The organism is Pseudomonas fluorescens, from assembly GCF_012974785.1.
In the GTDB taxonomy this organism is placed as follows: Bacteria; Pseudomonadota; Gammaproteobacteria; order Pseudomonadales; family Pseudomonadaceae; genus Aquipseudomonas; species Aquipseudomonas fluorescens_BT.
The window spans coordinates 612,192-625,547 of sequence record NZ_CP027561.1 but is presented as its reverse complement, the minus strand read 5'-3'; the positions used below and the strand labels follow the sequence as shown (position 1 = coordinate 625,547).

Here is a 13,356-nt window from a genome sequence, read left to right as displayed (position 1 = left end):
CTTAACTTTTAACCTTCACCGTTCGCGTTATCGGTGTCTTTCGACACGTGACGACCGCGAAAATCAATCAGGCTGTCGACAATGGCCAAGACCACAAGCAACGGACCGAGCAAGTGCATGAAAGGCACGAGCGTGACGTATATCCCCACCAGCCAGAAACCGGCCAGCCGTTTCTGCGCCACCAGCCCGTGAACCAGAGCCAGACCAGCGAAGAACAGCGGCACACTGCACAACGGCAACAGAACCAGTGCGTGCAGACCGAAGAACGGTGCCACACACATGACGGCCAGAAGCGACAGCGCAACGCCTTTCGGCAGTCGGATGGCGCGAAACTCGCGACCGAAACCGCCGGGGTTATACAACAACGCCTGCCAGTAGCGCCCAAGAATCAGGCACAGCACGCTAAAAACCTGCAACGACACCGCTGTCGAGATGATCGACAGTGGAACCGCCAATCCCGTGAGAATCGCCTTCTGGTCTGCCGAGAATTTCTCGTAGACCTCACCCATCGCCAGCGGCAAGACTTGTTCAAACGTCTGCGCCAGCGCTTCGGTGAAGGAACCGAAAACGGATCCCAGGCTCACGGCAATCAACAATCCCACGGCCACGCTGACCAGCAGCACGCGATTCCAGGTGTGTTCGGCGCGTAAAACCAGCGCCAGACCGCAAGCCCCGAGCAGCACAATCAGTGCCGTCGGGTCTTTCAGGTAGTACCAGCTCACCAACGCTGACAGCACTCCCACACCCAGGACGCTCAAGGCGTCCGAACCGCGCCGCAGGAGCACAAGGCAACCTGCAGCGGCACTCAACCAGAACAACAGCGGCAATGCCGCAGATCCGGCCACGACCAGCGTGGCCTGCATACGCCCCCGCATGATGAATTCAGCCAAGGCACGCATGCATTCGATCCCTTACTTACTTGTCGACTACCCGGTCTCAGCGGCCGTGGCTGTCGGTGTAGGCCAGCAGGGCCAGGAAGCGGGCGCGCTTGATAGCGGTGGCCAGCTGACGCTGATAACGAGCTTTGGTACCGGTGATGCGGCTTGGAACGATTTTGCCGGTCTCGGATACGTAGGCTTTCAGAGTGTTGAGATCTTTGTAATCGATCTCCTTCACGTCTTCAGCGGTGAAGCGGCAGAATTTACGACGACGGAAGAAACGTGCCATTTGATAGGCTCCTTAAAAGGTCCGTGGATTACTCGTCAGCGTTATCGCTGTTGTCGCTGTCGCTATCGCTGTCATCGCCATCGGCGCTGCCATCGTGCTCAGGACGTTCGCGACGCTCACGGCGCTCACTGCGGTTTTCTTCAGCCTTGAGCATCTCGGACTGGCCGGTAACGGCTTCGTCGCGACGGATGACCAGGTTACGGATCACAGCATCGTTGTAGCGGAAGTTGTCTTCCAGCTCGGCCAGGGCCTTGCCGGTGCACTCAACGTTCAGCATCACGTAGTGAGCCTTGTGAACATTGTTGATTGCGTAGGCCAGTTGACGACGGCCCCAGTCTTCCAGACGGTGGATTTTGCCGCCGTCTTCTTCGATCAGCTTGGTGTAACGCTCAACCATGCCGCCGACTTGCTCGCTCTGGTCAGGGTGGACCAGAAAGATGATTTCGTAATGACGCATGAATGCTCCTTACGGGTTGTAGCCTGCCGCTCAAAAACGGTCAGACAAGGAGTGAATGACACTTATGGACTTGCCGGCGCGGGGCACATGCGTGCCTGCCGTCACAGCAAGGGGCGCAATTGTAGAGAAGGGACTGAAGAGGTGCAAGGCAATTGGTGATTATTTGAACAGTTCATTCACTTTACCAATCTGCACCTTTGCGCAGAACCAATGTGGGAGCGGGCTTGCTCGCGAATGCGGCATCACATCCAACATTTTTGCTGAATGACACACCGCTTTCGCGAGCAAGCCCGCTCCCACATTTGAATCGGCGTAAGGCTTAAGGCTTCTTGGCAGCCGCCTTGGCCTTGGCACCGCGCTGGCGCTGGGCCTCGAACAGGCACACACCGGTCGCAACCGATACGTTGAGGCTGCTGACGCTACCGGCCATCGGCAGGTTCACCAGGTAGTCGCAGTGCTCACGGGTCAGGCGACGCATGCCTTTGCCTTCGGCCCCCATGATCAGGATGGTCGGGCCGGTCAGGTCCTGGTCATAGATGCTGACCTCGGCCTCACCCGCCGTGCCGACAACCCACAGACCACGCTGCTGAAGTTTTTCCAGGGTGCGCGCAAGGTTGGTCACGGCCACCAGCGGAATCACTTCCGCCGCGCCGCAAGCCACTTTACGCACGACCGGCGTCAGGGTGGCCGACTTGTCTTTCGGCACGATGACCGCCAGCGCACCGGCAGCGTCCGCCGAACGCAGGCAAGCGCCGAGGTTGTGCGGATCGGTCACGCCGTCGAGCACCAGCAGCAGCGGCGCGCCTTCGGTGCGATCGAGCAGCTCGTCGAGCATCGCCTCGCCCCAGACCTGGCTCGGGCTGACGTCCGCCACCACGCCCTGGTGCACGCCTTCGACCCAGGCGTCCATTTCGCGGCGCTCGGCCTGACCGACCTGAACGCGGTTTTCGTTGGCCAGCTCGATCAGCGTCTGTACCCGTGGATCGTTGCGGCTTTCAGCCAGCCAGATCTGCTTGACGCGTTTTGGGTGGTGACGCAGCAACGCTTCTACCGCGTGAACGCCGTAGATTTTTTCCAACTGACTCATGACTTCGCCTTCGGTTTACGTGCCCCGCCGCTTTTGGCTGGAGCGGAACCCGCTTTTGGCGGGCCCTTGCGGTGTTTGCTCGGTTTGGCTGGCTTGCCGCCGGAAGCCTTGTCAGGCGCCGACCGTCCGGTCTTTCCCCCGGACGCCGCTTTACCACCGTTTTTGGCGTCGGCCAGCAAGGCCTTCTTCATCTCACGGCTTTTGCGCAGCTCGGCGTTTTTCGCCACGGCATCGCTTGGACGATAGGCCTCGACGGCCTTTTCCTTGGCCGGACGACGGCTGGCGGATTTTGCCGGAGCCTTCTCTTCCACAACCTTGGCCGCTGGAGCGGTCGGCTCGGCGCCACGCTTTTTGCGGCCGATCGGCGCGCTGATGGTTTTTTCAGCCATCTCGAAGTCGATCTTGCGCTCGTCGAGATCGACACGCATGACGCGCACTTCAACGGTATCGCCAAGACGGAAGCTGCGACCGGTGCGTTCGCCTGCCAGACGATGGTGCACAGGGTCGAAGTGGTAGTAATCGCCCGGCAGCGCCGTCACGTGTACCAGACCTTCGACGTAAATATCGGTCAGTTCGACGAACAGACCGAAACCGGTCACGGCAGTGATTACACCAGGGAACGATTCGCCCACGCGATCCTTCATGAACTCGCACTTGAGCCAGTTCACCACGTCACGGGTCGCTTCGTCGGCACGGCGCTCGCTCATCGAGCACTGCTCGCCGAGTTGCTCCAGCGCCGCTTCGTCGTACGGGTAGATGCGCGCCTTCGGAATGGTCATCGCACCGGCACGGCGAACGTGCGGGGTGTCCTGTTTCGAATGGATCACGCTGCGAATCGCCCGGTGCGTGAGCAGGTCAGGGTAACGACGGATCGGCGAAGTGAAGTGGGTATAGGCTTCGTAGTTCAGGCCGAAGTGGCCTTCGTTCTGGGCGCTGTACACCGCCTGGCTCAGGGAGCGCAGCATCACGGTCTGGATCAGGTGGAAATCCGGACGGTCCTTGATGCTCGCCAACAGGGCCTGATAGTCCTTCGGCGACGGGCCGTCCTTGCCTTTATGCAGCGACAGGCCGAGCTCGCCGAGGAACGCACGGAGTTTTTCCAGACGCTCCGGGGGCGGGCCGTCGTGGACGCGGTACAGCGCAGGGATTTCGTGCTTCTTCAGGAATTCAGCGGTGGCCACGTTGGCCGCCAGCATGCATTCCTCGATCAACTTGTGCGCGTCGTTACGGGTGGTCGGACGGATTTCGGCAATCTTGCGCTCGGAACCGAAGATGATCCGGGTTTCCTGGGTTTCGAAATCGATCGCGCCACGCACGTGACGGGCGGCCAGCAACACTTTGTACAGCGCGTAGAGCTGCTTGAGATGCGGCAGGACGTCGGTGTATTCGCCGCGAAGCTTGCGCCCCTCGGTAGCCTTCGGCGTTTCCAGCATCGCGCTGACCTTGTTGTAGGTCAGGCGGGCGTGGGAGTGGATCACCGCTTCATAGAAGCAGTAGTCGGTCATTTCGCCGGACTTGGAGATGGTCATCTCGCAAACCATGGCCAGACGATCGACATGCGGATTCAGCGAGCACAGGCCGTTGGAGAGTTGCTCCGGCAGCATCGGCACCACGCGCTCGGGGAAGTACACCGAGTTGCCGCGCACCTGGGCTTCGTTGTCCAGAGCCGAGCCGATCTTCACATAGCTGGAAACGTCGGCAATCGCCACGTACAACTTCCAGCCACCGGAGAACAGGCGCAGCTTGCCTGGCTTGGATTCGCAGTAGACCGCATCGTCGAAATCCCGGGCATCTTCGCCGTCGATGGTGACGAACGGCAGATGGCGCAGGTCGATGCGCTTCTCTTTGTCTTTCTCTTCGACTTCCGGCTTGAGCTTGCCGGCTTCCTTCAGAACGGCTTCAGGCCAGACGTGCGGAATGTCATAGGTGCGCAGGGCGACATCGATTTCCATGCCCGGCGCCATGTAGTTGCCGACGACTTCGATCACATCGCCTTGCGGCTGGAAGCGCGGAGTCGGCCAGTGGGTGATCTTCACCTCGACGAACTGACCGATCTGGGCGTTGGCGTTGCGGCCGGGAGTGACCAGCACTTCCTGCTGGATTTTCGGGTTGTCCGCAACGACGAAGCCGATGCCGCCCTCTTCGAAGTAGCGTCCGACGATGCTTTCGTGGGCACGGGACACCACTTCGACGATCACGCCTTCACGGCGACCACGGCGATCCAGGCCGGAAACACGAGCCAGGGCACGGTCGCCATCGAACACCAGACGCATCTGCGCCGGGCTCATGAACAGGTCGTCGGAACCGTCATCCGGCACCAGGAAGCCGAAACCGTCGCGGTGACCGCTGATGCGACCGAGGATCAGGTCGAGCTTGTCCACCGGCGCATACGTGCCACGGCGGGTGTAGATCAATTGAGCGTCGCGCTCCATGGCGCGCAGGCGGCGGCGCAGGGCTTCGATCTGGTCTTCTGTGGTCAGACCAAACTCTTCGACCAGTTGCTCGCGGGCAGCAGGCGAACCCCGGTCAGCAAGGTGCTGAAGGATCAGTTCGCGGCTGGGAATAGGGTTTTCATATTTTTCCGCTTCACGAGCGGCCTCGGGATCGAGGGACTGCCAATCGGCCATTAGAGAGTTTTCACCTTGTCTATATGCGGGTTAGTTTGGCATAGGCGCCATCAAACGGGAAATTTCCGACTCTATAAGGGACATCTGAGGCCTTGTATCGACGTCTGAAAGGCGTTTTGAACACCGCTGGTAAAAAAAACCATTTTTTTTGCTGGCAGGGGTTTACAGTTAAAAAGGCGCTCCGTATAGTGCGCGCCATCGACGACGTACACACGTTGCCGAGATGCCCAGATGGTGAAATTGGTAGACACGCCAGCTTCAGGTGCTGGTGACCTTACGGTCGTGGAAGTTCGAGTCTTCTTCTGGGCACCAATTTCGAGTTTGAGACTAGATCAGTTTCAAGACTCACACAAAAACCCGCGAAAGCGGGTTTTTTGCATTCTACGCCCCGCCTTTTTCTGAAAATGATTTATTAAAATCAAATCAGGGGTTTACAGATCAAAAGGTGCTCCGTATAGTGCGCCACATCAACAGCGGTAACGCTGAAGATGAAGCCCAGATGGTGAAATTGGTAGACACGCCAGCTTCAGGTGCTGGTGACCTTACGGTCGTGGAAGTTCGAGTCTTCTTCTGGGCACCAATTCAAATTCAAGGTCACGATCTTGAATCTCACAAAAACCCGCGAAAGCGGGTTTTTGCGTTTCCGGGGTTTGGAAAAACTCGAGAAACAGCGCCTACCAGACACACCTTCTCCCCCGCAAGGCGCACTTGAGAAACGATATCGTTTATCATTGTTGCAAGTTTTTGCAATGCGACAGTGAGGAACCCTGCGAATGATGTTTCGAAATACCCTGCGCCGCGGCTTGACCTTCACCCTGCTCGGCCTGGCACTCGCCACTCCCCTCACCCAGGCTGCCGACGCGGTTTCCCTGACGCTCTACAACGGTCAACACAAGGAAGTCGGCGACGCGATCGCCAAAGCCTTCGAAGCCAAGACCGGCATTCACGTCAATGTGCGCAAGGGCAGCAGCAACCAGCTCGCCAGCCAGATCATCGAAGAAGGCGACCGCTCTCCCGCCGACGTCATCTACACCGAAGAATCCCCACCACTGAACAACCTCGGAGAACTCGGCCTGCTGGCCAGGACCGACGATGCCACTCTGGCAGTCCTGCCGAAAAAATATGTCGCAGGCAATGGCACCTGGATCGGCGTCACTGCACGGGTTCGCGTAGTCGCCTTCAACCCGAAGCTGGTCGATGAAAAAGACCTGCCCAAGTCGGTCCTGGATTTCGCCGATCCGCAGTGGCAAGGCAAGGTCGGTTTCGTGCCCACCAGCGGTGCCTTCCAGGAACAGGCCGTCGCCATCATCAAAAAGCATGGCCGTGAAGCCGCCGAAGAATGGCTGACCGGCCTGCGCGCCTTCGGCAAGACCTACAGCAACAACATGGTTGCCCTCAAGGCTGTCGAAAACGGCGAAGTCGCCACCGTACTGGTGAACAACTACTACTGGTTCGCCCTGCAACGGGAGAAAGGCAAGCTCGACTCCAAACTGCATTACTTCACCGGCGGCGACGTGGGCGGCTTGATCACCGTCTCCAGCGCAGCCGTGCTGAAATCCAGCAAGCATCCAAAAGAAGCCCAGCAATTTCTTGCCTACATGGCCAGTGAAGAAGGCCAGCGGGTAATCACCCAGACCACCGCCGAGTATCCGTTGCACAACGGCATGGAATCGGATCGCGGCCTCAAGCCTTTCAGTGAGCTGGAAGCGCCGGATGTTACCCCGGCCGATCTGGGCAATGCCGAGGAAGCGCTGGATCTGGAACGCGAAGTTGGCCTGAACTGATGAGCGCCTCGTTATCCGCCCCCGTCACGCGCGGGGGTTACGTGCCACGGCGCAAGCGGCCGTCGATCTGGCTGGTACTGCCGGTATTGCTGCTGGTGGTGATGAGCCTGTTGCCACTGGCCTACGTCGGCCTTAAAGCCTGGCAGGCGGGCTGGTCCGAGGCGCTGCATTTGCTGTGGCGCCCTTACGTGTTCGGCCTGCTGCGCAACACACTGGCGTTGATGGTCGGGGTAACGGTCACTTGCGGCGTGATCGGTCTGTCACTGGCCTGGCTGCTGGAACGCAGTAATCTGCCGGGCCGGCGCCTGTGGGGTGTGGTTCTTTGCCTGCCGTTCGCGGTACCGGCATTCGTCAGCAGTTTTACCTGGGTATCGCTCAGCGCGCAGTTCGAAGGACTCGGCGGAGCGATTCTGGTGATGAGCCTGTCGAAATATCCGCTGATCTTCCTGCCGGTGGCAGCCACGCTGCGCAATCTCGATCCATCCCTTGAGGAGTCCGCCCGAACGCTGGGACAGAATCGCCGGGGCGTGTTTTTCCGCGTCACCCTGCCCCTGCTCTGGCCTTCGTTGCTGGCCGGTTCGCTGCTGATTGCGCTGCACATGCTGGTGGAATTCGGCGCACTGTCGATCATTGGTCTGCAAACCTTCACCACCGCGATCTATCAGCAATTCGAACTGGAATTCAGCAATGCCAATGCGGCAATGCTGTCGGCGGTGCTGCTGGCGCTGTGTTTGATGCTGCTGTGGCTGGAACTGCGGGTACGCGGCAAGGGCCGCCATGTGCGGACCGGCCAGGGCGCGGCACGCCGGGCCGAACAAGTGCAACTGGGGCCTTGGGCGATTGCCGGCCAACTGTATTGCCTGATGCTGGCGATTGTCGGCAGCGGCATTCCACTGGGGATGCTGGCGTACTGGCTCGCCGTGGGATCGTCAGCGGCATTCCCGGTTGCAGCGATCACTGAAGCTTTGCTGTCTTCATTGGCGCTGTCGCTGGGTGGCGCGGGACTGTGTCTGGTGCTGGCGGTGCCGGTCGGGTTGCTGGTCGTACGCTACAAAGGCCAATTGGCGATCTGGGCCGAGCGCCTGCCCTATCTGCTGCACGCCCTGCCGGGATTGGTGATCGCACTGACGCTGGTGTATTTCGCCCTGCATTACCTGCCGGCGCTGTATCAGACCTCCGCGCTGTTGCTGATCGCTTATGCGTTGCTGTTTCTGCCGCTGGCTCAGGCACCGATCCGCACGGCACTGAACAAGGCCGCACCGCAACTGGAGGAAGCCGCACGCACCCTCGGCGCATCGTCGTTCACGGCATTTTGTCGAGTAACCCTGCCAATCATTTTCCCGGCACTGGGCGCAGCGTTTGCTCTGGTGTTTTTGGATGCCATGAAGGAGCTGACGGCGACACTGTTGCTGAGTCCGACCGGCCTCAACACCTTGGCGACCGAGGTGTGGGCACACACCGCGAACGTCGAGTTTGCCGCAGCGGCGCCTTATGCGGCGTTGTTGATTGTGGTGTCGGGGCTGCCCGTCTACCTGCTGACAACCCGAATGTATTTGAGCCGATAAAAAATCGCAGCCGAAGCTGCGATTTTTTTACCCGCACTATCAGGCCCGGAACTGCCCCAGGCTCGCCTTGAGTTGCGCCGCCAGACCATCCAGCACTTTGCCGCTGGCCGTGGTTTCAACCACTGCCTGAGCGGCTTTCTCGGCTTGGGCATGGATCGTCTCGACTCGCCCACGCACAGCCTGCGCGCCCTGCGCCTGATGCGCCGCGGCCTGGGTCGCCAAACCAATCGCCGCGTGCACCTGCTCGACCGACGCCTGTACCGATTGCTGCAGCCGTGCACTGTCACGCAGCACCAGCAAGCCTTCGCTGGCCTGACGCCCGGCCTGACCGATCGCCTCCACCGCCTCACGGGCGCCCTGCTGCAACGCCACGATGTGCGCCTGAATGTCACCGGTGGAGCTTTGAGTCTTGCTCGCCAGTGCGCGCACTTCATCCGCCACCACCGCAAAGCCTCGTCCGGTTTCACCGGCTCGAGCTGCTTCGATCGCAGCGTTGAGCGCCAGCAGGTTGGTCTGCTCGGCGATACCGTGAATCACGGTCAGCACCACTTCAATCTGTTCACTCTGCTGCGCCAGCCGCTCGATGACTTTCGCGCCGGTATCGACCTGCCCCGCCAGCGCCTCGATCAGGCTGCCGACCTTCGCCGAGGTGCGAGTATTTTCGTCGGTGGCTTGGCGAATATCCACAACCTGCTTCAACGCCGCCTGCATCGCATGACTTTCCGACTGCGCCTCATCAGCCATTTGCGACAACGCGCGCAGGCTTTCAGCCACTTCATCGCGCTGCATCCCGGCCGCTGCATCAGCGCCAGCATTGCGCAGGGTCATAGCACCAATTTCCTCACCGGTACGCTGAGCCACATCCCCGGCCTCGCGCACGATCGGCTGCAACTTATCCACAAAGCGGTTGACTGCCGAAGCCATGTCGCCAATTTCGTCCTTGCTGTTGATCTGTACGCGCTTGGTCAAGTCGCCCTCGCCTGCCGCCAGGTCATCCATCGCAGCATTGAGCATCTTCAGGCGGTTGACCACGCGATGGCCGAGCACCACCGCCAACAGCAACAGCACGCCGGCACCCACCAGCGCCAGGCCCATGCCGATGCGCCAACGCAGGGTTGCTGCAGCGTCCTGCACGGTATTGGAGGTGTTGGCCTTCATTTCGGCCGCCGTGGACTGCGCCGATTGCAGGCGCGCACGCATGGCGGTGGCACTGTCGGCAGCAGCACCTTTGAGGCTGTCGCCAACCAGCTGGTCGCTGCTGGCAATCAGCGCCGTGAAGCGCTGATCGAGCGCCGCCAGATCGGTTTCGACCGAGGCGGTCGAGACCCCCATCAGCACCTTGCCGATTTCCACGCCATTGGGGTTGATCGAGGCTTCGAGGTAGTAGACCGACGGATCGTTCTTCGCCGCATCCAGCACTTTGTCCAGCGCTCGCTCACCCTGACCCTTTTCCAAAAGGGTCTTGTTGATCGGGTTTTCGCGGTTGAGGTAGCGGGTCAGATGCTGGCCGGTGGCGTCGTCATACACCACGAACAGCACGTTGGGATTGCGTTGGGCCCGGCGGGCGAATTCGGACAGGGTCGGCACGTCGCTGTCCCACATGGCACGAGGCGCCACCGAGGCCAGCAACTGGGCCATATCATTGGCCGAATCCTTCAGGTCTTTTTCCAGAGTCGCACGCAGCTGCGCCTGCTCTTCCTTCAGACGCGAGGAAAGACCGGCGGTAAGACGCTGACGGGTACTTGAAGAGAGGTTGTCGAGGCTCGACGTGACTTCACGCCCGGCCTGCTCCAGCTCACCGGAGAGCTTCTGGCTGTCGGCGCCCAGGCGAGTGCCCAGGTCGGCTTCCAGCGCGGTGACGGTGCTCCGCGTCAGGGCAACGGCCACCAACACCTGCACCAAAAGGGCGATACCAAGGGTAACGAATACGGGCCGCAACAAACGGCTTTGTAACAGTGAGAGAACGGCCGACACTGTGAATCCCTCTACTTCTGACGCCATTAATTTGATGGCACTCTTGTAGACAGATTCACAGCAAAGGTCATGCCGTCCAACAGGCATAAACGACAAAGGCCCCGATAAAGGGGCCTTTGTGTTTTTACATCAACGACTTATCAAGCGAACGGATGACGCAGAACGATGGTTTCGTTGCGGTCCGGGCCCGTCGAAATAATGTCGATCGGCGCGCCGATCAATTCTTCAACGCGTTTGATGTAGGCACGAGCGTTGACCGGCAGCTCTTCCAGGGTCTTGGCACCCACGGTCGATTCGGTCCAGCCTGGCACTTCTTCGTACACAGGCTGCAGGCCTACGTAGCTGTCAGCGTCAGTCGGAGCAACGGCATTGCCTTGCGCATCTTTGTAGCCGGTACAGATGTTGATGGTTTCCAGGCCGTCGAGTACGTCCAGCTTGGTCAGGCAGATGCCCGAGATGCTGTTCACATCGATAGCGCGACGCAGGATAACGGCGTCGAACCAGCCGCAACGGCGGGCACGGCCAGTGGTCGCACCGAATTCGTGACCTTGCTTGGCCAGGTGCGCACCGACTTCGTCGAACAGCTCGGTCGGGAACGGACCGGAACCTACGCGAGTGGTGTAAGCCTTGGTGATGCCCAGGATGTAGTCCAGGAACATCGGGCCAACGCCCGAACCGGTCGCCACGCCACCGGCGGTGGTGTTGGAGCTGGTCACGTACGGATAGGTACCGTGGTCGATGTCGAGCAACGAACCCTGGGCACCTTCGAACATGATGTCTTTGCCGGCGCGACGCAGGTCGTGCAGCTCAGCCGTCACGTCCAGCATCAACGGCTTGAGCAGCTCGGCGTATTCCTTGCACTCGGCCAGGGTCTTTTCGAACTCGATGGCAGGCTCTTTGTAGTAACCGACCAGCATGAAGTTGTGGTAGTCCACCAGTTCACGCAGCTTGTCTTCGAAGCGCGGCATGTTGAGCAGGTCGCCAACGCGCAGGCCTCGACGTGCAACCTTGTCTTCGTACGCCGGGCCGATGCCGCGACCGGTGGTGCCGATCTTCAGCTCGCCACGGGCCTTTTCACGGGCCTGGTCCAGCGCCACGTGGAAGGACAGGATCAGCGGGCAGGACGGGCTGATACGCAGACGCTCGCGCACCGGTACGCCTTTCTCTTCCAGCTTGGTGATCTCACGCAGCAGGGCATCGGGCGCAACCACCACGCCATTGCCGATCAGGCACTGCACGCCTTCGCGCAGCACGCCCGACGGGATCAGGTGCAGGACGGTTTTTTCACCGTCGATCACCAGTGTGTGGCCAGCGTTGTGGCCACCTTGGTAGCGCACTACGGCGGCAGCATGTTCGGTCAGCAGATCAACGATCTTGCCTTTGCCCTCATCACCCCACTGGGTGCCCAGGACTACGACATTCTTACCCATAACACTTGTCCTCATTCGCGCAAACTTGGTGCCGGCGGTGGCCGGCAGGAAAACTCAAGAAGCCAGTGGCGATACTTGCCAAAGCCCGTTCTGCTGGATCAATTGCCGGTCGCAGTCCGCATCACGGGCGGCGGCCAAAGGTTGTCCAGGCAACGCCTGAACGACACGCTGACCCTCACTGCGCAACTGGCAAACCTGCTGCCAGAGTGCCGCATCCGTACTGTCAGGCATCCAGATACCGCCAGACGGTAGCTCGACCTCAGCACGCCCCAGGGTCACCAGGGTTTTCAAATCGGTGGAAAAGCCGGTTGCCGGACGGGCGCGACCGAAGTCGGCACCGATGTCGTCATAGCGACCGCCCTGAGCGATGGACTGGCCAACACCCGGCACGAACACCGCGAACACCACACCGGTGTGGTAGTGGTAACCGCGCAACTCGCCCAGATCGAAGTACAGCGGCAGTTCCGGGAAGCGCGCCGACAGTCGCTCGGCGATCGCCAGCAAATCTTCCAGCGCAGCCAATACCGGCGCCGGCGCATTGGCCAGACGCTCACGGGCAGCACTCAGCACTTCACGGTCGCCGCACAGGTCGACCAGCGCACGCAGCATGCCGGACAGATCGGCCGGCAGGCCTTCGGTCAAGGTAATGACCTCGTCGATGGCCTTGCGTTGCAACGCATCGAACAACTGCTGCTCGACTTCACCCGACAGACCGGCCGCCTGAGCCAGACCGCGGTAAATGCCGACATGCCCCAGATCCATGTGCACATCCGGCACGTCGGCCAGTTGCAGCATGGCCAGCATCAGGCTGATGACTTCAACGTCGCTGCTCGGGCTCGCATCGCCGTACAACTCGGCACCCAACTGGATCGGGCTGCGCGAGGACGACAAGGCACGCGGCTGGGCATGCAGCACGCTGCCGGCGTAGCACAGACGGCTCGGACCTTCGCGACGCAGAGTGTGCGCATCGATGCGCGCCACCTGCGGCGTGATGTCGGCACGGAACCCCATCTGCCGGCCCGATTGCGGGTCGATGACCTTGAAGGTACGCAGATCCAGGTCCTGGCCCGCGCCGGTCAGCAGGGATTCCAGGTACTCGATATGGGGAGTCACGACAAACTCGTAACCCCAGCTCTGGAACAGATCCAACACCTGACGACGCGCAACTTCAATGCGCGCCGCTTCCGGTGGCAGTACTTCTTCGATGCCATCTGGCAGCAGCCAGCGGTCTACCGTTGCCATTACGCCATTCCCCTTAGATCCGG

The 13,356-nt window shown here is 60.5% G+C and carries 10 protein-coding genes and 2 tRNA genes; 4 read left to right on the top strand and 8 right to left on the bottom strand.

Features of this window, described 5'->3' with window-relative positions; translation table 11 throughout:
- Window positions 1–8: 8 nt before the first annotated feature.
- The 5 genes from C6Y56_RS02690 to rnr all read right to left on the bottom strand — a co-directional run bounded on the left by C6Y56_RS02690 (window position 9) and on the right by rnr (window position 5,338).
- Window positions 9–899: a hypothetical protein gene (locus C6Y56_RS02690; RefSeq protein WP_169428619.1), complete on the bottom strand. Its 891-nt coding sequence runs from the start codon at window positions 897–899 to the stop codon at window positions 9–11.
- Between the two features lie 37 nt (window positions 900–936).
- Window positions 937–1,167, bottom strand: coding sequence for a 30S ribosomal protein S18 (gene rpsR, locus C6Y56_RS02685; protein ID WP_002551829.1), 231 nt, complete (start codon window positions 1,165–1,167; stop codon window positions 937–939).
- A 28-nt stretch (window positions 1,168–1,195) separates the two neighbouring features.
- Window positions 1,196–1,624 (bottom strand): 30S ribosomal protein S6, encoded by a 429-nt coding sequence (gene rpsF / locus C6Y56_RS02680; protein ID WP_007950702.1) that lies wholly within the window; start codon window positions 1,622–1,624, stop codon window positions 1,196–1,198.
- A gap of 319 nt (window positions 1,625–1,943) precedes the next feature.
- Window positions 1,944–2,711, bottom strand: coding sequence for a 23S rRNA (guanosine(2251)-2'-O)-methyltransferase RlmB (gene rlmB, locus C6Y56_RS02675; protein ID WP_169428618.1), 768 nt, complete (start codon window positions 2,709–2,711; stop codon window positions 1,944–1,946).
- Window positions 2,708–5,338: a ribonuclease R gene (rnr, locus tag C6Y56_RS02670; RefSeq protein WP_169428617.1), complete on the bottom strand. Its 2,631-nt coding sequence runs from the start codon at window positions 5,336–5,338 to the stop codon at window positions 2,708–2,710. The genes rlmB and rnr overlap by 4 nt, the downstream gene beginning before the upstream one ends.
- Before the next feature lie 225 nt (window positions 5,339–5,563).
- Between rnr and C6Y56_RS02665 the strand changes: the two genes are divergently transcribed.
- From C6Y56_RS02665 to C6Y56_RS02650, 4 genes are all read left to right on the top strand, one after another.
- A tRNA-Leu gene (locus C6Y56_RS02665) sits at window positions 5,564–5,650 on the top strand.
- A 181-nt stretch (window positions 5,651–5,831) separates the two neighbouring features.
- Window positions 5,832–5,918, top strand: a tRNA-Leu gene (locus C6Y56_RS02660).
- Between the two features lie 193 nt (window positions 5,919–6,111).
- Window positions 6,112–7,122, top strand: a complete 1,011-nt coding sequence (locus C6Y56_RS02655) for an extracellular solute-binding protein (protein WP_169428616.1) — start codon at window positions 6,112–6,114, stop codon at window positions 7,120–7,122.
- Window positions 7,122–8,687: an ABC transporter permease gene (locus tag C6Y56_RS02650; RefSeq protein WP_169428615.1), complete on the top strand. Its 1,566-nt coding sequence runs from the start codon at window positions 7,122–7,124 to the stop codon at window positions 8,685–8,687. Before C6Y56_RS02655 ends, C6Y56_RS02650 begins: the two co-directional genes overlap by 1 nt.
- Before the next feature lie 39 nt (window positions 8,688–8,726).
- Here C6Y56_RS02650 and C6Y56_RS02645 read toward each other — a convergent pair whose 3' ends face one another.
- The 3 genes from C6Y56_RS02645 to C6Y56_RS02635 form a co-directional block, all read right to left on the bottom strand.
- Window positions 8,727–10,661: a methyl-accepting chemotaxis protein gene (locus C6Y56_RS02645; protein WP_169428614.1), complete on the bottom strand. Its 1,935-nt coding sequence runs from the start codon at window positions 10,659–10,661 to the stop codon at window positions 8,727–8,729.
- A 140-nt stretch (window positions 10,662–10,801) separates the two neighbouring features.
- The gene (locus C6Y56_RS02640; RefSeq protein WP_169428613.1) at window positions 10,802–12,091 is read right to left on the bottom strand and encodes an adenylosuccinate synthase; all 1,290 of its coding nucleotides are present in this window, start codon (window positions 12,089–12,091) and stop codon (window positions 10,802–10,804) included.
- Window positions 12,092–12,145: 54 nt separating this feature from the next.
- Window positions 12,146–13,333 carry an ATP phosphoribosyltransferase regulatory subunit gene (locus C6Y56_RS02635; RefSeq protein ID WP_169428612.1) on the bottom strand — a complete coding sequence of 396 codons (1,188 nt, stop codon included), beginning with the start codon at window positions 13,331–13,333 and terminating at the stop codon, window positions 12,146–12,148.
- Window positions 13,334–13,356: the final 23 nt, after the last annotated feature.

Coding starts and splice junctions, on each gene's coding strand:
- rlmB (WP_169428618.1), bottom strand. CDS start 2,711: ATGAGTCAGTTGGAAAAAATCTACGGCGTTCACGCGGTAGAAGCGTTG.
- C6Y56_RS02650 (WP_169428615.1), top strand. CDS start 7,122: ATGAGCGCCTCGTTATCCGCCCCCGTCACGCGCGGGGGTTACGTGCCA.
- rnr (WP_169428617.1), bottom strand. CDS start 5,338: ATGGCCGATTGGCAGTCCCTCGATCCCGAGGCCGCTCGTGAAGCGGAA.
- rpsF (WP_007950702.1), bottom strand. CDS start 1,624: ATGCGTCATTACGAAATCATCTTTCTGGTCCACCCTGACCAGAGCGAG.
- rpsR (WP_002551829.1), bottom strand. CDS start 1,167: ATGGCACGTTTCTTCCGTCGTCGTAAATTCTGCCGCTTCACCGCTGAA.
- C6Y56_RS02690 (WP_169428619.1), bottom strand. CDS start 899: ATGCGTGCCTTGGCTGAATTCATCATGCGGGGGCGTATGCAGGCCACG.
- C6Y56_RS02655 (WP_169428616.1), top strand. CDS start 6,112: ATGATGTTTCGAAATACCCTGCGCCGCGGCTTGACCTTCACCCTGCTC.
- C6Y56_RS02635 (WP_169428612.1), bottom strand. CDS start 13,333: ATGGCAACGGTAGACCGCTGGCTGCTGCCAGATGGCATCGAAGAAGTA.
- C6Y56_RS02640 (WP_169428613.1), bottom strand. CDS start 12,091: ATGGGTAAGAATGTCGTAGTCCTGGGCACCCAGTGGGGTGATGAGGGC.